At 46.0% G+C, this 24,247-nt stretch carries 19 protein-coding genes and 1 pseudogene; 6 read left to right on the top strand and 14 right to left on the bottom strand.

The window, feature by feature from the left end; all coding sequences use genetic code 11:
* Positions 1-52: 52 nt before the first annotated feature.
* The 14 genes and pseudogenes from EL84_RS18765 to EL84_RS18705 all read right to left on the bottom strand — a co-directional run bounded on the left by EL84_RS18765 (position 53) and on the right by EL84_RS18705 (position 16,115).
* Entirely contained in the window at positions 53-1,060 is a 1,008-nt protein-coding gene (locus tag EL84_RS18765; RefSeq protein ID WP_036670607.1) for an LLM class flavin-dependent oxidoreductase, read from the bottom strand.
* A gap of 234 nt (positions 1,061-1,294) precedes the next feature.
* Positions 1,295-3,232: an LTA synthase family protein gene (locus EL84_RS18760; RefSeq protein WP_047842652.1), complete on the bottom strand. Its 1,938-nt coding sequence runs from the start codon at positions 3,230-3,232 to the stop codon at positions 1,295-1,297.
* A gap of 115 nt (positions 3,233-3,347) precedes the next feature.
* Positions 3,348-5,720, bottom strand: coding sequence for a putative PEP-binding protein (locus tag EL84_RS18755; protein ID WP_047842651.1), 2,373 nt, complete (start codon positions 5,718-5,720; stop codon positions 3,348-3,350).
* Positions 5,721-5,983: 263 nt separating this feature from the next.
* Positions 5,984-6,109: pseudogene (locus EL84_RS32855) on the bottom strand (galactose oxidase); the annotation flags it as partial.
* Between the two features lie 17 nt (positions 6,110-6,126).
* Complete coding sequence (locus EL84_RS18750) at positions 6,127-6,444, bottom strand: hypothetical protein (protein ID WP_047842650.1); 318 nt, start codon at positions 6,442-6,444, stop codon at positions 6,127-6,129.
* A gap of 877 nt (positions 6,445-7,321) precedes the next feature.
* Positions 7,322-8,875 carry a helix-turn-helix domain-containing protein gene (locus EL84_RS18740; RefSeq protein ID WP_268794706.1) on the bottom strand — a complete coding sequence of 518 codons (1,554 nt, stop codon included), beginning with the start codon at positions 8,873-8,875 and terminating at the stop codon, positions 7,322-7,324.
* Positions 8,876-9,091: 216 nt separating this feature from the next.
* Complete coding sequence (locus EL84_RS18735; RefSeq protein ID WP_047842649.1) at positions 9,092-10,096, bottom strand: ABC transporter substrate-binding protein; 1,005 nt, start codon at positions 10,094-10,096, stop codon at positions 9,092-9,094.
* A 178-nt stretch (positions 10,097-10,274) separates the two neighbouring features.
* Complete coding sequence (locus tag EL84_RS18730; RefSeq protein ID WP_053061528.1) at positions 10,275-10,649, bottom strand: hypothetical protein; 375 nt, start codon at positions 10,647-10,649, stop codon at positions 10,275-10,277.
* A gap of 22 nt (positions 10,650-10,671) precedes the next feature.
* Entirely contained in the window at positions 10,672-11,334 is a 663-nt protein-coding gene (locus EL84_RS18725; RefSeq protein WP_047842648.1) for a PolC-type DNA polymerase III, read from the bottom strand.
* 60 nt (positions 11,335-11,394) lie between these two features.
* Complete coding sequence (locus EL84_RS18720) at positions 11,395-11,973, bottom strand: histidine phosphatase family protein (protein ID WP_235431550.1); 579 nt, start codon at positions 11,971-11,973, stop codon at positions 11,395-11,397.
* Positions 11,970-14,192: a class I SAM-dependent methyltransferase gene (locus tag EL84_RS18715; protein ID WP_047842647.1), complete on the bottom strand. Its 2,223-nt coding sequence runs from the start codon at positions 14,190-14,192 to the stop codon at positions 11,970-11,972. The genes EL84_RS18720 and EL84_RS18715 overlap by 4 nt, the downstream gene beginning before the upstream one ends.
* Before the next feature lie 363 nt (positions 14,193-14,555).
* A complete protein-coding gene (locus tag EL84_RS33115) occupies positions 14,556-14,642 on the bottom strand; it encodes a phosphotransferase (RefSeq protein ID WP_152683104.1) in 87 nt (28 codons plus the stop codon).
* Between the two features lie 127 nt (positions 14,643-14,769).
* The gene (locus EL84_RS18710; RefSeq protein ID WP_047842646.1) at positions 14,770-15,216 is read right to left on the bottom strand and encodes a RidA family protein; all 447 of its coding nucleotides are present in this window, start codon (positions 15,214-15,216) and stop codon (positions 14,770-14,772) included.
* Positions 15,213-16,115 (bottom strand): AraC family transcriptional regulator, encoded by a 903-nt coding sequence (locus tag EL84_RS18705; RefSeq protein WP_047842645.1) that lies wholly within the window; start codon positions 16,113-16,115, stop codon positions 15,213-15,215. The genes EL84_RS18710 and EL84_RS18705 overlap by 4 nt, the downstream gene beginning before the upstream one ends.
* A 127-nt stretch (positions 16,116-16,242) precedes the next feature.
* On the opposite strand from EL84_RS18705, the gene EL84_RS18700 reads away from it, so the two are divergent.
* The 6 genes from EL84_RS18700 to EL84_RS18675 all read left to right on the top strand — a co-directional run bounded on the left by EL84_RS18700 (position 16,243) and on the right by EL84_RS18675 (position 24,243).
* Positions 16,243-17,532, top strand: coding sequence for a Gfo/Idh/MocA family oxidoreductase (locus EL84_RS18700; RefSeq protein WP_036608810.1), 1,290 nt, complete (start codon positions 16,243-16,245; stop codon positions 17,530-17,532).
* A gap of 119 nt (positions 17,533-17,651) precedes the next feature.
* Entirely contained in the window at positions 17,652-19,469 is a 1,818-nt protein-coding gene (locus EL84_RS18695) for a sensor histidine kinase (RefSeq protein WP_047842644.1), read from the top strand.
* Positions 19,444-21,000 (top strand): response regulator, encoded by a 1,557-nt coding sequence (locus EL84_RS18690; protein WP_047842643.1) that lies wholly within the window; start codon positions 19,444-19,446, stop codon positions 20,998-21,000. Before EL84_RS18695 ends, EL84_RS18690 begins: the two co-directional genes overlap by 26 nt.
* Before the next feature lie 116 nt (positions 21,001-21,116).
* Positions 21,117-22,031 (top strand): carbohydrate ABC transporter permease, encoded by a 915-nt coding sequence (locus EL84_RS18685; RefSeq protein ID WP_047842642.1) that lies wholly within the window; start codon positions 21,117-21,119, stop codon positions 22,029-22,031.
* Between the two features lie 5 nt (positions 22,032-22,036).
* A complete protein-coding gene (locus tag EL84_RS18680) occupies positions 22,037-22,876 on the top strand; it encodes a carbohydrate ABC transporter permease (RefSeq protein WP_047844271.1) in 840 nt (279 codons plus the stop codon).
* 38 nt (positions 22,877-22,914) lie between these two features.
* On the top strand, positions 22,915-24,243 hold the full coding sequence (locus EL84_RS18675) for an ABC transporter substrate-binding protein (RefSeq protein WP_047842641.1): 1,329 nt from the start codon (positions 22,915-22,917) through the stop codon (positions 24,241-24,243).
* Positions 24,244-24,247 lie beyond the last annotated feature (4 nt).

Here is a 24,247-nt window from a genome sequence, read left to right as displayed (position 1 = left end):
GCATGAGCAAGATTCCAGTCTGTTTAGAGTAGTTATTCCCGCTTGCTTACCATTAGTCCTGCTTGAGTCCAAAGGCTTCTGCAATCAAGCCAAATGAGCGCAGACGTGCTTCAAACGAATGGACCGCTGATGCAATAATGACTTCGTCTGCTTCATGGCGTTCAGCCATTGCGGTAATTTTGTCTTTCACCTGATCCGGTGTTCCCACGATGGAAAAAGAACGACGTTGACGAATCTGTTCCATCTCCATCGCTGTGTATGGATAGTTGTTCACCGTCTCCAGAGATGGGAATGAACTTTGTTCAAGACCTCGTCCAAGGCGTAAGAAGAAAAGCTCATTGCTGCGTGCAAGTTCAGCAGCTTCTTCCTCTGTCTCCGCGCAGAATGCCGAGACAGCAATCATTGAATGTGGTTTGTCATTCAGGATGGACGGCTTGAAATGTCTGCGGTAATGTTTCATCGCTTCTTCGCCGCCTGGTGTTCCGAAGAATTGGGCAAACGCATACGATGTCCCTTGTGCCGCAGCAATTCTTGCACCTTCGGAGCTGGAACCCAGCAACCACACTTCTGGTACCGTGGGAACCGATGGTCCGGCTACCAGGGATGCAAACCGATGATCCTCGGGCAACTGCTCGTGGAAGTATCCGCCCAGATCCGCGATCTGTTGCGGGAAGAATTGTACATTCGATGATTTCCCCTCATTCAGAGCTCTGCTGGCAATCGGCATGCCACCTGGTGCTCTGCCAATCCCCAGGTCAATCCGCCCCGGATGCAAAGCTTCCAGCAGACGGAAATTCTCTGCAACCTTATAGGCACTATAATGAGGTAACATAACGCCACCGGAACCTACACGAATACGATCAGTATGTGCAGCCACATGTGCAATCATAACTTCAGGACTGGAGAATGACAGCGCACCACTACCGTGATGCTCCGACATCCAGAACCGGGAGTACCCCAATTGATCCGCATGTTGTGCGAGTTTCACCGTTTCCTGCAACGTATCCTGTACACTTCGTCCTTCATTGATATGTCCATGTTCGAGTACACTCAGTTTCATATATATTCAATCCTCTCGTCTGTTAGGTTCATAAGTACTGTGAATATGAGATCAGCGAATATTACGCGCTTTTGCTCACTTCATTCTTGCTCATTCCATTGTAACATTAATTATTACAGTTTCAAACTTTAGTTATTCTCTTTATTACCACACTTGTGCAAGAAACATGCAAAAAAACGCCACCAGCTTTTGAACTGGTGACGTTTTTGATCTGACCTATTGCAGAAAATTGATTTATGGTGCACGTTTCGGTAGCAACTTCACATACTCGTCAGACAGTTTCATCAGGCTGAGCACATGTTCATAATCGGCACGATACGGTTCCAAATCCGTTACCGGTTCGTATGTCTTCAGCGAATAGGCTGTTCCATCGTCAAAGCCCGCACCCGGGATAAACATAATGTCATCGTTGACAAATGAACCCGTCGGCAAGTAATACCGGATACCAAAGGCATTGTGGTCCATGTTGAGTAGATCATGTCCGAAGGCAGTGAATTTCTCATTCTGGAGCGAAACTCCCATCAGATTCATAATCGTTGGCAACATATCCAACTGACCGCCTGGCTGCTCAATCACTTGTCCTTTGGTCTGTTTCGGCGTGTGGATCATGAACGGGATGTTGAATCGACTTACTTTACCGTCATACGGGACGCCCAGATTGGCCTGAATCTGCTGTGTAATCTCTTCGTCAGCAGGCAGACCAAAGTGGTCTCCGTAGAGCACTAAAGTAGTATTATCCCATAATCCCTTCGCCTTCAACTCATTAATGAGTTGACCGATGGCATAATCCGTATAGTTGATCGCTTGCAGATAATCGTAAAGCAGTTTATTCGTGATGGTCGCAGGAATCGTGATCCGTGCACGATCAGCGGGAACCGTAAACGGCGAGTGGCTCGATGCCGTTATGAACTGAGCATAGAACGGCTGATTCGCAGCCTGATGCGCAGTCATTTTTTCCACACCTACACGGTACAGCTCTTCATCCGATGGTCCAAAGTCATTGAATCTGTCGTTCTCGAAGCTGGGCTTGTCGAAGTAACGAGTGAATCCGAGTGCCGGATACATTTTGTTCCGGTTCCAGAAGGTGACGTCATTAACGTGATACGTCTCGGACTCATATCCCTCTTTTCCTAATAACTTGGGAAGACTCGGCAGTTCACGGTCACTATACCCTGCTGACATGGGAACAACTCCGGTTGGATAGATAGACGTGTTCGACATGAACTCCGCGTCTGATGTGTTTCCCTGTCCGATCTGTTGGAAAAAATGAGAGAAATAATAGCTTTCTTTGGCCAGATCATTCAGTACCGGTGTTAACTCCTGACCATCCAATGAAGCATTAATCGGGAAATTCTGAAAGGACTCCAGTTGCAGTACAATCAGGTTACTACCTTTGGCCTGACCAAAATATTTGGCTTTCACGGCTGTACCATTACTTGGTGTATCCTGATACGGATACTGGCTAACCAGCTCATTGATCTTGGCAATGGTTTCGTTAATGTTGCCATTCGCAATGGCCTCATTTTCTTTGCTCGTCAGAATCGCAGACGATACCTGATAGTTTAGGAAACCGAGATTCTCCGCTCGCACCAACTCGTTATCAATCGTTTCACCTTTGACAATAAAACTTCCAGACAGCACGATGCAGAATGCAGCCGTAAGCGCAACGCCGAGCTTGCCCCAGTAACGTCTGCGAATTCTACCAAACGTCAAACCGCTATCGCGGTAACTGCTGTGGTTACGCCCGCCAGCACGTCTACGCATAATCAACCATATTGGCAATGCCAGTACGATGTCTGCAAAAAACAGAAAGTGCTCCGGTCGTACCAGTGGTCCGATACTTCCCCGTACTTGGGCAACTTGCCCCAGCTCACTTAGCGCGGTATAGGTGGGTACCGAACTGAAATGAACGTTATACAACGTAGCCGCGAACAGCACCAGAGAAAACAGAACATTAAATCCTCCGTATACTGCTCGCTTCCAGCCTTTGGGCACGATCAGATCCAGCAGGCAAACCACAGTTAGTGCGCCTAATGCGTCAGTTAACAGACCGATGCCGGACAGACCCTGGAAAAAGAAATACCGCAACAGTGACAGCTTCAGCAGCATAAGAATGAATAACACGGCAAATAAGGTCCGTGATGAAGTTCGTTCATTTTTGGAATTATACATGGTCGCTTTCAACCCTTACCCTGAAATTTTACGTTCATTTTACAAAACGCATATTTCAGTATAACAGTTTTCTGGTTGCTATTCCATGGAAGTTCCGTGTAGGACAGGGTGAGCGTTACGCAATTGTAGAGATATCCGTGTTCTGCGTGTCCGCTCCCTCTCTCTGTTCCTTAATGGCTGCTTGTGCTGCAGCAATTCGTGCATAAGGGATCTGTTTAGGCAAACAGCTTACGTAATCGAGACCAATGCGGTGGCAGAACGTAATCGACTCCAGATCCACAACATTTTCTCCACAGATCCCTGTCTTCAGATGAGGTTTTCGAATTCGACCTTGGACTACCGCCATCTCAATGAGTTGTCCGACTCCCTCAATATCCAGCACATGAAATGGATTATTCGTTACCGTACGAGAGTCCGTATCACGTTGAAGGAGAAGGAGGCGCTTCTCAGCTTCATGGCGACTATATCCAAATGTCATCTCTGTCAGCTCATCCGTGCCAAACGAGAAAAAGTCAGCCTGGCGAGCAATGTGTGTCGCCGTCAGCGCCGCTCTCGGAGCTTCGATCATCGCCCCCACTCTATAGTGACAATGCCGCTTCTCCTCACCCAGCACTTGGTCAGCCACATGATCCACCAGATCTCTCATCACCTGAAGTTCATGCACATGACCGATCTGTGGGATCATAATCTCGGGACGTACCCACCAGCCTTGCCGGATACCTTTCACCGCTGCGCGGAATATCGCTTCCAGCTGCATATCAACGATCTCCGGGAACACCGTACTCAGCCGACAAGCCTGTTGCCCCAATGTCGGATTATGTTCATGCAATTCACTGACTCTGCGAATTACACGCTCCAGTTCCTCCAGTTTAATCTGATGGTCTTTTTGCTCCTGCCACTCCTCTGCTTGTAACCACTCACGTCGTTTCTCCAACACTCCCAGATCCGGTAACAGTTCATGCAACGGCGAATCGAGCAAACGTATCGTTACCGGATATCCATCCATCGCTTCGAATATCTGTTCAAAATCAGACTGCTGCATCGGCAACAGACGCTCCAACCCACGCCTGCGTTCGGATTCACTGTCTGCCAGGATCATTTTTTGTACAAATGGTAACCGCACAGGTGACAATAGCATATGTTCTGTACGGCAAAGACCTATTCCCTCGGCCCCTTGTAGCCGTGCTGTCATGGCATCCTGTGGATGATCTACATTGGCCAGTACCTTCAGCTCTTTCACTTCATCAGCCCAATTGAGCAGTAGTTGCAGATCTGCTGATAAAAGTGAATCTGAGTTGTTATAAGCTGGACATTCATCATTAGTTACTGGCTGGATCTGTATGGGCAGATGTCCATTGCTCGCTTCGCTGTTAGAATCTGTGTAGTGTTGCTTCAACACTTCCGTGATATGCGCAGGTTCGATGCGAAGAAGTGCATCCTCCTTGTTGAGGAGTCCTTCATGGACAAAATCCACAGTACTCCTCAGTGTGGCTGTTGAGGATAATCGTGCGGGCTGGGTCTGCACAACATACAACGCGCCGGATTTAATCACAAAGGTGATTTCCTGCACTTCTCCCTTATTCGTCTCCAGCTGGCTACCTATCTCCAGCAAACTTGTGTACAGCTCAGGTTCGTCATTCCGTAAACGCTCGAGGCTGTGATCTGTTTGGCTCGCGTTCCCGGTTGGGACATATTGTCCTGTAATTCCCTTTTCTCCTGTAAGTGGGTTACGCGTATATATTGTTCCGGTCCCGCTTGATTCTCCACATTTTCCATGCATCATCGTCTGTATAAGAACAGGAGCGCTTTGCTCCGAAGAGATGTAATATGATTTACGCATGATCTCGTCCTGAGATCTGGATGCTTTAATACGCTGTGAATGATATACCGCACGTACTGCTTCTTTGAATTGAATTTGAACATCTTGAGGAAAAGGGTTACGCCCCTCCCCTTCAATTAAATATTTAAATTCGGTAATGGATAATTCAAGTTCCGCTTCATCCTGACCCTTGACATGACTCGATATTTCTGTGAAAAATTCAGACGGAATTGCATATACCAGCTGTCCATATTCCTCTAAATAATCTAGATAACATTGGAGTGCATACAACCGATCACCGGTTTGACGTGCGAGTCCTTCCACAGTAACATCATTCAGACCAACATTGAGCAGTGATTGTGTCGCAGTTGCTGAGGCTCGATCCTGGTCCGTACGTACCGCGAGTAGTAGCGGATTCTCCGAATGTCCGAAGAACTTCCCGGTTTGCTGTTCCAGATGCCGGATCGCGTTAATAATCTCTTCCTCTCCTTCACCGGAAAGATGTCCAAGACGGGTACAGAACTCGCGACAGCATTCCGTTGTGACCACAAATCCGGCCGGGACAGACCGCCCTGCATGGATCAGCTCTGCAAGATCAGCCCCTTTACTGCCCATTAGCCCTTTCATCTCTGCCGTACCTTCTTCCAACAGAATTACCCGTTTTGTCATTACAGCTCTCCCATCCGCCATTCATGGCTATGCTTGAAGACTTCAATCCCTGCGTTACAGATCAGCCTTCACTCTAATGGTATGTCACAATCGTTCAGTCAAGGACATCCGCTTTTGCATTTTGTGCTCGTTATCCAGTTTTTTTGTAAACGCTACACTAAAATAAGATGAAACAAGCCTTTCGAGCAGTTGCATTGGCTCATTCATCACAGTGAAGCAAAAAGAAGCCCCTTCAACTAAGCTGAAGGAACTTCACATTCTATTTAGTATTCACTTACCTCAAACGTCAACACCCGATCAAACAGGATATAATCCTTCCGACTCTTAAATGGCCCTTTGTTGTTGTCGTGTTTATCAATGGCATATGATGCCTTTCCGCTTCCAGATTGTAAATCTAATGAATTAGCTATTCCCATTCACCTTTTTTGATGTAAGTTGCATCATAAGCAACAATTACATTCGTTTTATCTGTTACCTTTTGTATATCATCGAACACAACTTCTTCTTCGCCGTAATCTACTAAACTCGAATCCACTTTCTCGAAGACCCCACAATCCTTCACATAAATTATATCTGGATGGTTAGAATCATATCGTAAGCTTTCAGGAAGATCTTCACCCAAAATTTCATGCGATTCGGCAACCGTAGTCGTCGATATTGCTGTAACAGGAATCATTCCAATAACAGCTATTACTAAAAGCGAGGCCCAGATTTTTTTATTCATAGGATGTCTATTCTCCAGTTCATTTTTCCTATATTATACATTAAAATGGAATGTTATAATATTTTCCTTTTCTCCGATGTTGAATCCAGCCTGATTGTTATTCAAAACCCATCCATCAAGCCATAAACCGCTGTATATCCTCAATCTTGGGAATAATATGCGCGTCCCTAATTTCTTGAAAGGTCCGGACAACCTTGAACAATACCCGTTAGTAATCGATTTCCTTCAGCGCACATGGCTAGTCTATATTTTTTCGCAGATGGCGAACAGAAATTTCACTCCATCTACTGGCACTCGATCTGTTCCGACTGTTCCACACACAAGATATTTTTGTCATTTGTCACTCATTATGATGCCTTCATTGTTCTAATCTCTGAAACGAAAAAGACCGTCATATAAATGACGGTCAGGCTTCAAGATGATTATTGATATAGATATTTGAAAAATAAAACTACACAAAGAACACCTATTATCAAAAATATAATTGCTGAGTTCCGATATTTCTTCCACATCCGAATGGCATTAGCAATATTTAGAATGCCTAGTGCAAGCATGTTAATACGAGAATCTACTTGAAACAAGTTATATACTAGCATAATGACAACTACTACCGAGGTACACCAGAACCAAATTGGAATTTTATCCTTTATCATTGATCTGCTCCTTTAGTTTATATCCTATCTGTTATAATATATTCCTCAATCTAATTAAAATTCCTTTATTTAGTCTATTAAACAAACAGATTATAGATTAACGAAAAGGATAATACCAGTAGATTCATAGAGTGCCCGTGAGTTACATCACAAAATTTTGATAGTTTTGAAAGTTATATGGTTTTCTTGATTTTTTCGAAAAACATCTCACAGACCATTCATTATCAAGCCATAAACCGCAATACATCCTCAATCTTCTTCCCATGTGAGATCACACCGTAATTCATCCACGACATAAAGTCCACCTCATACACATTGCCGCTCTTCACCGCAGGCAGACGTTTCCATTCATCCCTATCGAGCAGTTCGCGCTCATCTCCAGGTTTGGAAGAATTTCCAGTGTCAAATGTAATCAACAAGTGATCCGCATGAAGCTGACTTAACTGGTCCAATCCAATGAAAATCCTCCGCTCGTGTCTTGTCCATTGCTGCGCACGGGAGTGCGGAGTCAGTCCAAGATCCTGATATATTACAGGGCCAACGTAACCCTGCTTATCCCCATAGAGAGTAATATCCGAAGCAGATATGCGTAAAAAAGCTACCGTCTGACCACGCATATAACGTGATAACCGACTCTTAGCTTCCATTGCCTTGTCCTCATACGCACCAATTACATCTTGAACCCGATTCACCTTTCCCAATACATCGGCGGTCGATCTCAAAATGGAGCGCCAATCTTCTCCCAGATGTTCCACGTAAAACGTAGGTGCTACCTGCTCGAAGCGGTCCAGATTCCATCGATCATATCCCTTGTCCAGCATGATAAAATCAGGTACATTGCCCAGATTAAACTGTGCATCCATCTGGCTCACATCAAATTCAGGTACGTCATCCAACCCCAAATAATGCTGTCTGCCCCAAGAATGATGCGAACATTGCAGTACAGGTTTTACGCCAAGAGCCAACACAAAGTCCTCCAGATACGGAGCAAAGACACGAACCTCTTGACGGTGATGACGGCGGTATAACCCAGGTGAAATACCAGCGTATTGCTTAAATCGGCGACCAAAATAATACTCGCTGCTAAATCCCACATTCTGTGCAATTTCATGGATGCGATCATCCGTCAGCTGCAATAGTTGCTTCGAACGTTCAAGCCGAACCGCATTTACATATTCAAGCGGGAGCTTGCCCGTAATTTTTTTGAATTGCCGAGTGTAGCTGGCTCTGGTAAGACCAATATCTGCCGCGAGCTCATCCACGGTTATGGTCTGATCATAGTGGTCGCCAATATAACGAATTGAACTTTGAAGACGGGCACGGTCATCGGGTACTTCTGTTTCGGGGGCACTCTGGCGAATTAAGGCACGGAACCACTCCTGAAAACGAAGCTGTACCTCCCATTGCTCCAGCCAATCGCCAGTGACCTGTTGACGCAGTATTTGTTCCAAGGCTTCCAGACAGGAACTCCACGGACTGTAGCTGAGTTGCATAAGCGGTAATAATGTCGGAGAATCTGGACTTTGGGAAAGTTCCTGCTGCTTCTCCGTGTTTCTTCTAGACAAAGCGTTCGAAGTCTCTTCTTTCAACTCAGCCACCATCAGATCAAGCTTATAGTATTGCAATTCACTTCCTGTCCCAGGAGAACCTTCTATTTTAACGGATGTTCCAGCCGGAACAAACATAATCATTCCTTTTTCCAGATGAAATTCCCGATCTGAGCAAGCTATTGAACCCTTCCCAGACATTACAACGAATATAGCGTGTGAAGAAGACATTCTGTATAACAAACGTTTATCGATATGAGATTGATGGTGATCTACGTATTCCATATGCTGAAGTGAGCATAGCCAGGGCTTGGGGATCAGTTGTATTATCGTGGGGCACATGTTCATCGTCCTTAACTGAGAATTATTATCATTTAAAATAGTGTATACGAAAAAAGAAAGCTCTTCAACCCTGGCTGAAGAACTTTCTTTAAGTAATCGATTCAATTATGGAGTCATTTTTTCCAAGAGATCATCAATTTTCATGGAATTCGCTGTAATCGCACCTGATTGCCAATGTGATCTTTCCATAATATATACCTGATTGTTCTTAACGGCGGGAAGAGATTTCCACAATTTGCTGTCAAGTACCTTCAAGGCTTCCTTGTTCTCAGGAGATGACCATTCTCCATTGGAAGGGAAAATAATAAGATGATCCGCATCAAGTTGCGGCACGGCCTCCTCAGACAGAATTTCCTGATATTCTTCCATCTTGCTAACCAGAGGATGAGGTGTTAGGCCAAGCTCGGAATAAATAAATCCAGTAAATCGATTCTTCAAACCGAACAGTGCCAGTGTGTCATCGTTAACATTCAATCGGACAACTGCAACGGTCTCGTCCCCGACCGCTTCCTGCAACTTCGCCTTAGCATCTGCAATCTTGGCCTCAAATGCCGCAGCAACTTCTTCACCCTTGTCCGGTTTCCCTACAACATCGGCAATGGTTTTCAAAATTTGATTCGAATCCTGCAGTACGCTCTCAGGCAGACGATATGTCGGTGCCACCTTGGAGTACATCTCATATTTCTCCATATCTACCCCACCATCTACAATGATGAGATCCGGATCATATTCCAACAAAGCTTCAATACTGCCCGTAGTATCAAATTTCGGAACATCCAGTCCTAAATAATCCTGTACACCCCACATCGGGTTATACCACTGCACTACAGGTGTAATATCGAGCGCCTTCAAATAATCTTCCACATATATTCCAGCAATCCGCTGTGGCTGAACCGGAATCGTCACATCTCCAAATTCATCCTGTACAACTCGTGTCGCAGGCTCTGTCTCGTTTCCAGAAGTATTTTCTCCAGAAGCCGCACTTTCAGTTGCAGTTGCAGGAGTCTGTTCCGCATTCGTAGCGGTATTTGTACTACATCCTGAAACAACCAGACCCATGAGCAGTAATGTAATCGCCCACCCTTTGAAACCTTTAACTAAACCTACCATGTTACCCTTCACCCCTATGTGATCTGTTGATGTAACCGTGAGAATATTTCACATATAATGATTATCATTCTCATCGATTGCTTAGGTGAATTGTACCTTATGCCTCAGCCGACCCACAATGTACATTTGATGTTGTTTTTTTATACAAACGAAAACAACCCTGTTGGTCCTCCCCCGCTTATCGCAGGGGCAACCTGCCTTGACGATAACTTTCCAACAACTGATCCACAAAGAAATCGTTCGCCGTACCCTGTAACAATGCAGCACCAATTAAACCCATATCATCACTCACATACCCCGCTAACTCAGGTTCGCCGGTGAGAGCCAAAGTCTGTTTGAACGCCTGTTCCCTGCATGCGCGCAGCACCTCTTCTTCAGCTACCGCGGTATCTTGAGCCCATCGTACAAAAGCTTGCATCCACTCGTCAGCAAATGCAGAAGCATCCCTTTCATCCAAGTAAATTTCCACATCCAATCCTTCGAATGTCTGCTGGGTTAGAATCCGTCCCTCGTTAAGATCCAACAGTAGCTTCTCCACATCCGTTTTGCTCATTGATCTCTCCTCCAGTTCCTCGTCAAGTCAGATACATCTCTGGTATAACGAAACGTTTCATCATCTGCTTTGGATCGGCTGTAAAATGATCCAATTGAAGTTCCTCATATTCGCTAAGGATACTTTCAAAGATACCAGCGATCACACCACAATCTGCCAAAGCATTGTGCCTGTGAATTCCATCTGTATTCAGATCGTAATACCGAATCAGAAAATCTGTAGAAACGACCTCGTTAATCTCAGGATGAATGTAGGTGAACATCGCTTTTGTATCGAGCACCGGGTTGGTCAACATCGGAAGCCCATACTCATCACAATGCCGCTTCAAGATGGGTAGGTCATACTCATATCCAGCTTGTGTCACAAGAACGTTATCACCAATAAATTTCTGAAATTCCTGAAATGCTTCTACGAACGACGGAGCCTCCAACATTTCCTCATTCGAAATTCCTGTTAATTTCGCCACATGTTCTGGTATTGGTTTGTTCGCGCGTGTAAGTGAAGAAAATGTTGTATTACATTGTTGACCTCTTTGGTAATGCATCGCACCAAATTGAGTCACACTCTCCACCACAGGATTAATGCCTGTACCTTCGAGATCAAATATGCAGTACATTCTATCCTGTAATGGAGATACGCTTAGATTTTCAATAAAGTATGTATCAGGCAAAAGCGTAATTTTCATCCGCCAACTCACTCCTCCCCACTATCATTCTGGCAAATGCATTTCTCATATATAACTCTGTCACTCCCACAATCGGGTGACCTGGACCAACTTGCGCGTTCCATCAAACTGCAATTTAAAAATATCCGGCATCGTAGTACTCTCCCAAAAGTCATACCCGTAGGAAGAATCATAGTGTTGTAAAATAAGTGTCATTACATCTCCATGGGTTCCGATGACTACCTTGTGACCCACATGTTTATCCAAAATTTTCTCGATTACCGCTACTGCCCTTGAGCGAGCCTGTTCACCAGACTCCCCACCTGAATACGCATACGTAGGATCACGGTACAACTGCTGCTTGGCTTCACGAAAATTAGCATGCTTCACATCTGAACTCGACAACTGGCGTTCACGCAAATCTTCCTCTGTCACCACAATTCCATCTGACCAATCTGCCAGAATCTGAATCGTATCTACCGCTCGCCTGTAGGGGCTAGAATAAAACAGTTGAATCTGCTCCCCATGGAGCAGACTGGCAACCGTTCCCGCATCTTGATGACCTTGCTCTGTCAGTCCACGCTCGCGTTCCTGTCCTTCAACATATCGAGACTCCGCATGTCTGACAAAATACAAAAACGTACTGGCCTCACTCATCATCCATCCGCCACCCCTTTTTTCTTCTCAATGACAATCAGGCAGGTACTGTCTGGCAAAGGCGCAGGCTCACCATTTTCCTTCATGAAGATCATTCGTTCTCCAAGTGCTTCCGTGTACCCCTCCTGGAGAAAATGTCGGAACGTAATAATCTCGGCTTGTTCACCCAGCGCTTCTCGAATACAGTTCTCATAGGCTGTCGGCGTGAATATACCGAACTGTTCCTGAATTTCATGCACGTATGCCTCTTCGCCCCACGTATAGGTGTAGAGAAACTCCATTGCATCGTTGATCGGCAATACGACCTCATTGTCTGAGACCCGCTCATATTGAATTGCACGCCCCTGAAAATCCTCTGCATACCGCTCCAGCCAGCGCATCCCATCCGGTTCCAGGAAACGAATCCGACGCTTCTGTGCCTCAGGTTCACTCATGATACCATCCCTGATCAGAATTCGTCCTCCAGGTGACAGCACGCGGAATGAACTTCTCAGCGCTGCTACAACCGTATCAGAATTAAATCTTCGACCGTCCAGTTCAATATATGAATACAATTCATGCAGAATGGATGAAAAAATAATCGTATCCACTGTGCCCGGCTGCACATATTGCTCCAGTTGCAGGGCATCGCCCTTCATCACTTGCCAACGATGTCCCTCACGTTGTTTTTTGCGTTCCAGCGCTTCAATGACATTGGCTGAGATATCGATACCAATCGGCTCCACTTCCGGTTTTTCCTGCTCAATCAGATCCAGCAGAATTCCTCCACCTGGACCAATATCCAGTACTCGTTTACCAACGATATAGTCGAGCAGTACTTTTTTGTAATCACCGGAGCTGTTCATATCGGACAAATACGTCTCTTCGTTGTGGAAACGATCATAGGCATCCCGGCGTAATCCGAACAGGTCAAATAACAGCAGTACAGCCTTCTCGTATAACGGCGACTTTTCCGCTTCAATACAGAATGCAATCAGTTTCTCGGCAGCCGGAGAAAATTCGAAGGTCACGAATAATGTATCCGGCAGATCCGTATGACGTTCAATGCGATGGGTTAGATGGGGATAGACGATCTGCTCCCCTGCAGCAATCTGTTCCCACGAATACTGTTCCAAATATTTTTCAATCATTCGTTTCTTGTAGATATTGAGCTTCTTGACGCCCTTGTAATCGTAATACATCGTATTCATCAATGGTTCGAAGCTGATATGGCGAACGATTTCAGATCGACTCTCCATGGATGTTGGATGCATGCTCCCGCTGCGAAGCGTCAACAGGAACACTTTCACCATCTCCTGCAACGAAAAATCCTGCATGGCCGATTCCACATACCATAATGTGCGATGAGCGAGCGGAGCCAGCGCCTGTTCTACATCCAGTTCCGTTTGGAGCTTGGCGTAAGCCGTATCCATAGCTTCTCCCTGCCGAATGGATGAACTTCTTAAGCGGGATAACCGTTCCTTCACGCTCCAGTCCTCATGATCCGGTCCAACGATAATCCAGCCTACAATGCGCTGCACCTCAGCCTGAACCTGATTCCATAACGCTGGATCAACACCTGCAATAATGCACTCATTTAATGCCATCAGTATGGTGTGCAGTTCATCTGTAGTAAGCCACCCTTTGACGATCAAGGCGTGGAGCGAAGCATTCTCGGCAAATGGAATCTCGCCCCGTATGTATTGACCAATAAGTCCATGCGTAGCAATTAGAGTACGTATAATCACATGCCTTGGTGTGTGTGAAGTCAGCGCAGTATGCTCGCTTATATCTGTACTCTTACTTTGGGTAGCACCCGGAGATCCAGGTTGATTTATACTCGTCTCCCTGCTCTTACCGATGTCATTATCCAGGTACTCTGCGCCTGCGTATAGATCATATAACTGGGCGGACCCCACATTGTGCACAAACAAGTTAACGCCCTGCTTTTGCCATGCCCGCCGCTGCTCCCATGATCCGGCCTTCGCCGTCTCTGACCAGATTAATACTTCCTCCAGAATTTCTCGCACCCAAAAAGAAACCTGCAGCTTCTCCAGCACGTGAAGTGTACGCTCGGTGTAGTCCAGCACCGGATTTGTGCCCTCAAGTTCGGCAATGGATTGAATGCGTTCGAGGTTAATATGGGGCTTCTCCGCTGCTGCCAGCAGTTGCAGCCATTGCTGCTGGGCTTCCGGCGTATTACCTGACTTGTATGATTGTATGGCCTTTAATGAATGCAGCATAAATATGTCCCCTCTCTTTCTCTACCTTTTTTATATAATATCGTTAGATTCGTCTAACCGACGGATACGTTCCTGAACAAACTTGAGCAGCTGTTCCACCTCTTGAGCGGGCAGATCCTCGTCAAGACGCGCGGCAGCAACTGGCAGCGTCCAGGACTCTATTGCTTCACGTGTAATCCCGGAAAGTTGCATATAATGATGGATGTAATATTCGACCAGCGATTCACGAGCCGTTTAAAAACCCATTCGTATAACAGGATCTGTATCTTCCGGTAATGTGGCACTCATTAATATTACCCAGCTTCGAGCCACATCACCCGCAGGATCACCCGACATACCAGTCATCCAATCGATGACCCAGTATTAGTCGCCGGCCTCACTGAGCATAACATTATCAGGGTGAAAATCGCCATGACAGATCTGCTGTTGATCAGGCAATGTTGTCTTCATTCTGGACGACTTCGAGTGGAAAATCCATTCTATGTAAGGTGTCGAATCATGAGAAGTTCCGTGTGGAAGCTCTCAGGAATCGTTAACATGATCGGATTTAATGAAGACGATTCTGTCATCGTTATACCTACTCCTCTACCTGAAATATAGAATCAATGATCAGCGGCAAATTATCCCTTACGGACACTGCACCGAATACTGAACGAGCGTGTACCCCCTGATCCCCAAATACCTCCATCATCAGATCCGAGAATCCATTTAGCACTTTATGATGCTCCTGATACGAAGCGGACGCATTGATGAATCCCTGCACTTTAACCACTCTCTTCACCCGATCCAGTGAACCCAACACATCTCGAACGACAGCAAGCACCTCCAGTCCAGCATTCCGGGCAAAATCATACCCCTGCTCTGTTGTGAAATCTGATCCCAGTTTGCCGCGTTCGGAGGTATCCGGTCCTTTCCCGGATACATACATAATTCCATTCACAATAACGGCATTGGCGTATTTCGCTGCGGGGGCACTGGCCTGTGGCAAAATGATCCCCAGTTCATTTAATCTCGCTTCAATCATCGTATGTTCTCTCCCTCTTTTATGGTCCTCACGGAACCCGATTCCTTGTATTCCTGTCTATAAACTCTTGGTGATACCTGAACGGTACGTTTGAACATCTTGCCAAAATGAGAGAAGTTACTGAACCCCGCAAGCCAGGCGATATCCGTAATGGATTCTTCACTTTCTCGCAGTAAACGTTGTGCTTCCTTCACCCGTAACAGATTCAGATAATCACTGAAGGTAAATCCCGTCGTTTGTTTGAACAATCGACTCAGATAATGCGGACTAATGCGAAACATGCCCGCCACCTCCGGTAATGTCAGTGGTTTCTGATAGTTCTCATTCAGGTAACGTACAACTGCCTGTGTCTTGGGATGAAGAACCGGCTCACGATCATCGGAGCTTAACCTGCCCAAGTGTTGATTACGATAGGCATGGAGCAACAATTCAACAGCCCGGTGACGGAGCAACAGGTTGCTTCCAGGTTGAGGACGAAGCATTTCATCCACCATTTCGCTAACCATCCGTTCTAGAACCTCAGTGACTTGAGATGGAAACCTTACAATAGGAATCTCCCAACAGAAGGGTTCCTTCAAGCCTTCAACTAACTCCGCGGAAATAGCTATGGCTGCAAAAAGCTCAGGCTTCAAATACAGCACCATCCGCTCATGGTCAGGCATACCGCTCTCCAATGTTTTATGAACCGTATTGCGGTCAACAAACACCAGATCACCAGCCTTTACCCGGTAGGTCCGGTCCTTAATGAAATAGATACGCTCACCAGACAACAGGTAATATAACTCATAATGATCATGCAGATGGTCATCCGTCATCGAAAAATATCCAATGCGACGATCATATTCGATGTGCAGTAAATCCGAGGGATCATGAAAATCTGCACTGAAAGGTTCTGTCATATCGCCCTCTCTCCTTTCCATAAATTATAGCAAAATATGCGGCATTTGAAAGCGGTTACGCATAAAATGCGGCGAAAGAAGTACTCCCTTGTTATAGTCTAGAGCTATATTCAAGGAGGCGATAGACATGAGTAACAAGAAACGTTATGTATTAGTTGGAACCGGCGGCCGCGCCGAATTTTTTTATGGTGCTTTGACCCGGGATTATAGGGATACATCCGAGCTTGTCGGCTTTTGTGATATAAATCAAGTCCGCATGAACTACGCGAATCAACTATTGAAGGAAAAGTACGAGTATCCTGAGGTACCCACTTATCCTGCAGATCAGTTTGATCAGATGATTGAGAACGAGAAGCCTGACTATGTCATCGTAACGAGTGTTGACCGCACCCATCACAAGTACATCATTCGTGCGATGGAACTGGGTTGTGACGTTGTCACCGAAAAACCGATGACCATCGATGAGGAGAAATGTCAGGAGATTCTGGATGCTGTCAAGCGGACTGGTCAGAACGTAAGAGTCACCTTTAATTACCGTTATGCACCGCACCATACTAAGATTCGAGAACTTATTCTGAATGATACCATCGGGAAAGTCACTTCCGTTCACTTTGAATGGCTGCTGAATACCCGCCACGGGGCAGATTATTTCCGCCGTTGGCATCGGGACAAGCGTAATAGCGGCGGATTACTCGTGCACAAATCCACCCATCACTTCGATTTGGTGAATTTCTGGATTGGCTCGCAACCGGATACCGTGTTTGCATTTGGTGATCTGATGTATTACGGCAGAGAAAACGCAGAAGAACGCGGTGTAACGCAATTCTACAACCGGGCAACCGGCAACCCGATCGCAAAGGATGACCCTTTTGCACTGCATTTGGATTCAGACGCACATATGAAGTCCATGTATCTGGATGCCGAATCGGAAGATGGTTACCAGCGCGATCAGAGTGTATTTGGGGATGGCATCAACATTGAGGATACAATGGGTGTTCTTGTGAAGTATCGGAACAAAGCCATTCTGACCTACTCCCTCGTTGCCTACCAGCCATGGGAGGGTTATCGCATTGCCATTAATGGCACCAAAGGCCGGATTGAAATGAACATTGTGGAGCAATCCTATGTCAATTCATTGGGTGACAAAAGTAAAGAAGGTGCTTTGATCGGTAAAACGTTGCGGGTTCTTCCAATGTTTGATGCGCCATATGAGGTTGAAGTGGAAGAGAAAGCAGGTGGACATGGCGGAGGTGACCCGGTTCTGCTGAATGATCTGTTTGGAGAGCCTGTTGAAGATCCGTATCATCGCGCTGCTAACCATGTGGACGGTGCCAGATCCATTCTGACGGGTATTGCTGCCAATCGCGCCATCGCGACGGGTTTGCCTGTCAACGTCAATAATCTGGTTCGTTTCTAAGTCTCCCAGGTCTGCACTACATTATTAATTTCATTTAAAGGCTGCGCATATCACGCAGTCTTTTTTATATTTTTATAATTAATCTGCACGCAAGTTGACTCGGTAGAAGGAGGAAATCTATGTTCTTCTCTTTAAAAAACCGCCTGATTGCCTTTATCGTTGTCCTGTTTGTCCTCGCTTTTGGCACACTCTCGTACCTGCTCTTCAAGGAATCACGCACGGTCATTCGCTCTTACATCGAATCCTCTGCTCTTGAGAAAATGGAGGAATACGGTTCATACGTAGACATGGTGCAGATGCAGATCTACGATGTCGCCTCTCTTGTTTTCAATAGTGATATGGGCAAAAACTGGGATAACGCGATCGGTGATCCGAACCTGCCCGAAGGAGAAAAGATGCTGGCCAATCTTGCGATGAGCCGTTTTCTTACTCAGGCAACCAACAGTTACACCAGTATCTCGGATGTATCCATCTATCGTCGGAATGGACTGCGAATTGGCAGCGAGAATCAGGTAACATATGACCCTGCATTTGTAAAAGAATCCTGGTATACGAATTTCTACACGTTGGGAGAACGCTGGTTACCTGCACACACCGATCAACATGAACGTGTCAGAGATCATGGTAATCCGGTGGTCAGTCTGCTGATGCCCATCGGCACCTTTCATCATGCTACAGCGCAGAATGTCATGAAGGTGAATGTCAGTGAATCTTATTTTCTGGAGCCGCTCCGGCGCATACATCTTGCGGAGAATAGCACTATTTTTCTGCTGGGCGAGCAAGGAAATCCTATTCTGTCACAGCAGGTAGAAACGTTGGGTGCTGTAGCTACCGCAGAGATCGATCGTTTTCGAAACAGCCCGCTCAAATCCGGTGTGGCATACCTCAAAAACCAGGAAGGACAGCGAGACATTCTTGTATTCAAGAAACTGGGACGTACCGGCTGGATGTTGGCGGGTATCGCACCTGAAAAGGAAATGTACCTCTCTCTCCATAAGCTCCAAAGCACAATTGTGGTGGTGACGATTGCCCTGATTCTGGTCTCCCTCTTGGCTGCTGCATGGTTATCTCATGGCGTAACCAAACCTTTGACCAGACTGGTACTGGCGATGAGACAGGTTCAACGAGGTGCTTTTGACCAAGCGGATTCACTACTGCCTCCGGATAAAAATGTAAAGAGTGAGATCAGTTATGTAATCTTCACTTTCCGTTATATGATCAGCCAGCTGCGCCAGCATATCCAGAATGAATTTGAACTGAAGCTGCTTCGACAGCAAGCAGAGTATAAAGCACTTCTCATACAGATTAATCCACATTTTATGTTTAATACCCTAGAGCTGGTGAGCAGCCTTGCCATTCAGCGCCGAACGGATGATACGGTTCAGGTCATTGAGGATCTGGGTAAAATGATGCGCTTTTCTATCAATACCAATGACGACCGTGTTCCGCTAACCGAAGAGCTGGATTATGTGCAGCGTTATATCTCCATTTTGCAGACTCGTTTCGGTCATAAACTCGACATTTCGGTAACGTTAGAAGGTACACTGAACTCCGTGGTCATCATCAAGTTTATTCTTCAACCACTTATTGAAAATGCAGTAAAATACAGCTTCCAGCATCAGACGACAGCTCAGGTACAGATACGGATCAACCGGATGTATGATCGTCTGCACATCAGCGTTTTAGACAACGGACCGGGTATTCCAGCAGAAATAATCAATAAATTGCAACATCCGGTTGCTCCCTCCTCATTGGAATCCATATTGCATAATGAAGGCTGGCATATTGGACTGAGCAATGTCATTGCTCGTTGCCGTCTGCATTATGGTGGCTTGTTCACGGTTCACATGGAGAACGATGAAAACGGAGGCGCATGTATTGAACTGACTCTACCCGTACAGGAGGAATATGATGTACAACGTATTAATCGCAGATGACGAGATCGAAGTTCGCGAAGGATTAAAATTGAAAGTCGATTGGCATGGCATGGGTTTTGTCATAACAGGAGAAGCCTCTAATGGGATCGAAGCGGATGAACTTTTGAAATCTGAACATTTTGACTTGCTGATTACCGATATGAATATGCCTGTCATGGATGGCATCAGACTATTGGATGTCTGCCGCAGTTATAATCCTTCCATTCAGATTATCATTATCACGGGTTATGAAGATTTTCAATATGCCAGAGCGGGGGTCCGCAGTCAGGTCATGGATTATTTACTGAAACCTGTAACCCGGGATGAACTGAAAGCCACATTAGGCAAAATCAAGGCGAATCTGGATGAACAACGTAAAGTTCGAGGCGATTCCGAATTGATGCAATGGCGACTCTCTCAGTATTACCAGGAAATGAAGGAACGTTTCCTTCTTGATCTCGTCAAAGGCAATCGCCTACCGCCTTCCTCCATACCAGAACGGCTCAGATTGTTCCATCTCGAATCATGGCAGGATCAGAAGGTCTGTTTCATCACCGCGAGTATAAGTCAATCGGACAAGCCGGATATTCGAAAAGATCGATTACACGAGCAGATGCATCTTCCTTTCGAAATGGTATGTTATGAAATCGCCCAGTCTGATTCAGACAATGTCCAGGTTTTTCATGATTCGGCACACGCAGGCATCATGCATTTCATAGTGCAAGATGGTATGCAGCATGAATTCATCCAACAGCTTACGGAACATACGGCATCCGTTTTTTCCATGGAACTCAAGATTGGGATGGGACTTTCTGTATCCGGACTTGAGCACTGGAAAGAAGGTTATATCCATTCCCTTCTGGCATGGAATTCAGCTGAACGGGCTGTCAGCGAGCCTAACACTCAGCCAGGAACGGACTATAGTCCATTACTACCTGAAGAAACAACACGCAAGCTGCATCGTTACCTCATTCGAGGGGAACTGGACTCCTTCCGCAGCATCATCCGCAAGGAACTTCACGAGGCATTCCAGCTTTCTCCCTCCAGAATGACACGAAGCATTTTTCAAATTTCATTGTTGATGGATTTTCCTATGGCCCCGGAATGGATACTTTGGCTTAAGACGCCAGATCAAGCAGAACGCTTATTAATGCAATGGGCTCAAGACTTCCTGAGTCGACAACTTCCTTCAGAAGATGGGGATGAGACGGTTATAGACTTAGCCAAGCGATATATCGAGGAGAACTACATGCAGGAGCTAACCTTGACGTTACTCGCTGAACGGTTTAACTATTATCCTACCTATTTCTCCGAACTGTTTAAGGAAGGTGCAGGGACCTCTTTTATTCAGTATGTGACGGGCGTTCGGATGAAACACGCCTTGCAACTGCTGAAGGAAACCCAATTAACCGTGTGGGATATTACAGAACTGACCGGCTTCAGTTCACCAAGTTATTTCAGCTCGAAATTCAAAAGAATGTTCAACATGAGTCCGTCAGACTATCGCTTGCTGCATTCCGAAAAAATCGATAGTCATGATCCGAAGAAATGAGATTCAAGCTTCTCCCCTTCCCCGGTATGATGTGGTTACCAAGAGAACGCCGTATGTTGTAAGCGGATTCATAATTGGTGACTATTATTCTTACCCATTCAGAAGGGAGGCACATGATGAAAAAACAGACCAAGCCCTTATACGGTCAGCACAATACCACAGCCTACTTGTTTCTTCTACCCTGGCTGATCGGGCTCTTCTGTCTGACACTGGGACCAATGGTTGCGTCCCTATACTTATCCATGACCAAATTCAATCTGCTGTCATCACCGACTTGGACTGGACTTAGCAACTATGTTCACATCTTTACCGAGGACGATACCTTTCGCAGGTCCCTTGGGCTGACGTTTTATTATGTCTTTCTATCCGTTCCACTAAGGCTCGCCTTCGCCCTATTGGTGGCAATGGCGCTGAACAAGGGAATTCGAGCCCTCGGCATCTACCGGACCGTATATTACATCCCTTCCCTCTTGGGTGGCAGCGTCGCGATTGCAATCGTCTGGCGGCAACTTTTTGAGGGGAATGGATTGGTTAATCAGTTTTTAAGCTGGTTTGGTATCTCAGGACCATCCTGGATTGCGCATCCAGATTATGTGGTCTACACCATCATTACACTATCCGTGTGGCAATTCGGGTCTGCCATGGTCATCTTTCTTGCTGGTCTGAAACAGATCCCGGCAGACTTATATGAAGCGTCCGATGTCGATGGAGCGGGAAAAATACGTCAATTTTTCGGAATCACTCTGCCCATGCTCTCCCCCGTTATCTTTTTTAACCTGATCATGAGCATGATCAATTCATTTCAGGCGTTTACACCAGCTTACGTGATCGGAGATGGCCGCGGGGGTCCACTCGACGCAACGATGTTTTATACCTTGTATCTGTATCTGAAAGGTTTCTCATTCTTTGATATGGGTTATGCTTCGGCTCTGGCTTGGATCATGTTGGTCATTATCGGGGTATTCACCGCAATCGTCTTTGTTACATCCCGATTTTGGGTGTTCTACGGGGACAATCAGGAGGGGAGGTAATGCATATGCCAATCAAACGACAACTGGTTCAGGCCGGGAGGCATGCCGCCATTATACTCTTCGGTCTACTGATGTTATATCCAGTACTATGGTTGATTCTCAGTTCGTTTAAACCAAACCATCTCATTTTCACCAGTGGCAGTCTATTCCCAACCAGCTTCACGCTGGAGCACTATATTAATGGCTGGAAAGGTCTGCAGGGCATTTCTTTCGGCCGTTTCTTCGGCAACTCCGTGCTGATCTCGGTCATGAGTGTGTTAGGTAATGTGATCTCCTGTTCCCTTGCAGCCTTCGCCTTCTCCAGATTAAAGTTCAGATTCAAAGGCCTGTGGTTCAGCATGATGTTGGTTACGATTATGTTGCCTTACCATGTTACCCTGGTGCCTCAGTACATTCTCTATAATGAGCTTCAATGGATTAATACGTATTTCCCGCTGATTCTGCCTAAGTGGCTTGCGCAGGATTCCTTCTTCATCTTGCTCATGGTTCAATTCATACGCGGTATACCGCGGGAGCTGGACGAGAGTGCAACCATTGACGGTTGCGGGCAATCACAGATCTTTTTCCGAATCGTAGTGCCACTGCTCGTTCCAGCACTGATTACAACCGCGATCTTCACCTTCCTGTGGAGCTGGGATGATTTTTTCAGTCAGATGATCTATCTGAGCAAAATTGATCTGTTCACCGTGCAGTTGGGCATTCGCTCTCTCTTCGATCCATCAGGACAATCCGATTGGGGCGCATTACTTGCCATGTCCACCCTGTCACTGCTTCCCGTGACTATCATCTTTTTATTGTTTCAGCGATATTTCCTTGAGGGCATTGCAACCACAGGTCTGAAGTAACAACACGTTTCTCATATCAATAGACAGGGGGATTTACCATGTTCAAACGTTTCATGATTGGTATGATTACTTCACTTTTGTTACTCGTAACAGCTTGCTCTGGAACAGACCATACAGGTGCCAATGATAATGCAGGCAATGGTAATGATAATGGAACGACCGAGGGCGGACAGGTCGAACTTCGCATCATGTGGTGGGGTGACCAGAAACGGGCAGATATTACGAATGAAGCCCTGAAGATCTTTCAGGCGAAACATCCGGATATTAAAATTGTAGGTGAATTTGCACCCTCCTCCGGATATTTCGACAAACTGAATACCCAGCTGGCATCAGGCACAGCACCAGATATCTTTTTCCTTGGCGGAAATGTCGTGGACTATGCCAAAAAAGATGTCCTGCTCAATCTGGACCCGTATGTTGGCAACGAACTGAATTTGGACGGTATGGATGAAACCATGATCGAATACGGACGTCTCGACGGGAAGTTGCAACATATCTCTGCCGGTGCGAACGCACGAGGAATTGTTGTTAACAAGGCACTCTTTGAGAAAGCCGGCGTGCCTTTGCCAGCATCCGATTGGGACTGGACGGACTATGCCGCCATCAGCAAAGAGTTGTCCGACAAGCTCGGAGATGGCTTCTATGGGACGTACAATTTTACCGTCGACGGGATGGATATTTTTCTAAAACAAAGGGGTAAACAACTGTATGACATGAAAAACGGCACACTCGGATTCACCAAGGAAGACATTCTGGAATGGTTCCAGTATTGGGAGAAGACTTCGGCATCCGGCGGTGTAGTCACACCGGAATTGCAGGTGTCCAACCCGCATGATGACACCAGTAAATCCCTGTTAATCACAGGCAAAGCAGCCATGACTCTACTACCATCCAACCAACTTGCTGCATTCCAGAGCTTGACGGAAGATCCTCTGGTGCTACTCCCTGTACCACGAGGCCCTAAGGGAACGGGTGTTGTATTTGAATCCAGTCAGGGATTATCGGGTTATGCAAATACCAAACATCCGAAGGAAGTAGCTATATTAATGGACTTCTGGATTCATGATCCTGAAGCAACCAAAATCCTTGGTAATGACCGTGGCGTGCCCGTTACGGAAGCCAATCGAAATCTTCTTCAGGAAGGTGCAGGCCCTGTGGAGGAGATTGTCTATAACTATACAAATCTTGTCTCTGAAGCAACGAAGACTGAACCATTTGACGTGAGTTACAATCCACCTGGATTTGCAGAGTTCTCCAAGTTAGCTCAGACGACAAATCAAGAGATCGGATTTGGACGAAAAAGTGTGGAGCAAGCTGTCTCCGACTTCTATAACGGGACCGTTCGAATCTTTGAATCGAATCAATAACCAG

The organism is Paenibacillus sp. VT-400, from assembly GCF_001029205.1.
GTDB classification, from domain to species: Bacteria; Bacillota; Bacilli; order Paenibacillales; family Paenibacillaceae; genus Paenibacillus; species Paenibacillus amylolyticus.
Note: the sequence above shows the minus strand (reverse complement) of the source record. Positions and strands in the feature narration are given on the sequence as shown.

Coding starts and splice junctions, on each gene's coding strand:
- EL84_RS18710 (WP_047842646.1), bottom strand. CDS start 15,216: ATGATTGAAGCGAGATTAAATGAACTGGGGATCATTTTGCCACAGGCC.
- EL84_RS18685 (WP_047842642.1), top strand. CDS start 21,117: ATGAAAAAACAGACCAAGCCCTTATACGGTCAGCACAATACCACAGCC.
- EL84_RS18725 (WP_047842648.1), bottom strand. CDS start 11,334: ATGAAAATTACGCTTTTGCCTGATACATACTTTATTGAAAATCTAAGC.
- EL84_RS18755 (WP_047842651.1), bottom strand. CDS start 5,720: ATGACAAAACGGGTAATTCTGTTGGAAGAAGGTACGGCAGAGATGAAA.
- EL84_RS18715 (WP_047842647.1), bottom strand. CDS start 14,192: ATGCTGCATTCATTAAAGGCCATACAATCATACAAGTCAGGTAATACG.
- EL84_RS18695 (WP_047842644.1), top strand. CDS start 17,652: ATGTTCTTCTCTTTAAAAAACCGCCTGATTGCCTTTATCGTTGTCCTG.
- EL84_RS18720 (WP_235431550.1), bottom strand. CDS start 11,973: ATGATGAGTGAGGCCAGTACGTTTTTGTATTTTGTCAGACATGCGGAG.
- EL84_RS18750 (WP_047842650.1), bottom strand. CDS start 6,444: ATGAATAAAAAAATCTGGGCCTCGCTTTTAGTAATAGCTGTTATTGGA.
- EL84_RS18675 (WP_047842641.1), top strand. CDS start 22,915: ATGTTCAAACGTTTCATGATTGGTATGATTACTTCACTTTTGTTACTC.
- EL84_RS33115 (WP_152683104.1), bottom strand. CDS start 14,642: ATGAAGACAACATTGCCTGATCAACAGCAGATCTGTCATGGCGATTTT.
- EL84_RS18700 (WP_036608810.1), top strand. CDS start 16,243: ATGAGTAACAAGAAACGTTATGTATTAGTTGGAACCGGCGGCCGCGCC.
- EL84_RS18705 (WP_047842645.1), bottom strand. CDS start 16,115: ATGACAGAACCTTTCAGTGCAGATTTTCATGATCCCTCGGATTTACTG.
- EL84_RS18740 (WP_268794706.1), bottom strand. CDS start 8,875: ATGTCTTCTTCACACGCTATATTCGTTGTAATGTCTGGGAAGGGTTCA.
- EL84_RS18730 (WP_053061528.1), bottom strand. CDS start 10,649: ATGAGCAAAACGGATGTGGAGAAGCTACTGTTGGATCTTAACGAGGGA.
- EL84_RS18680 (WP_047844271.1), top strand. CDS start 22,037: ATGCCAATCAAACGACAACTGGTTCAGGCCGGGAGGCATGCCGCCATT.
- EL84_RS18690 (WP_047842643.1), top strand. CDS start 19,444: ATGTACAACGTATTAATCGCAGATGACGAGATCGAAGTTCGCGAAGGA.
- EL84_RS18765 (WP_036670607.1), bottom strand. CDS start 1,060: ATGAAACTGAGTGTACTCGAACATGGACATATCAATGAAGGACGAAGT.
- EL84_RS18760 (WP_047842652.1), bottom strand. CDS start 3,232: ATGTATAATTCCAAAAATGAACGAACTTCATCACGGACCTTATTTGCC.
- EL84_RS18735 (WP_047842649.1), bottom strand. CDS start 10,096: ATGGTAGGTTTAGTTAAAGGTTTCAAAGGGTGGGCGATTACATTACTG.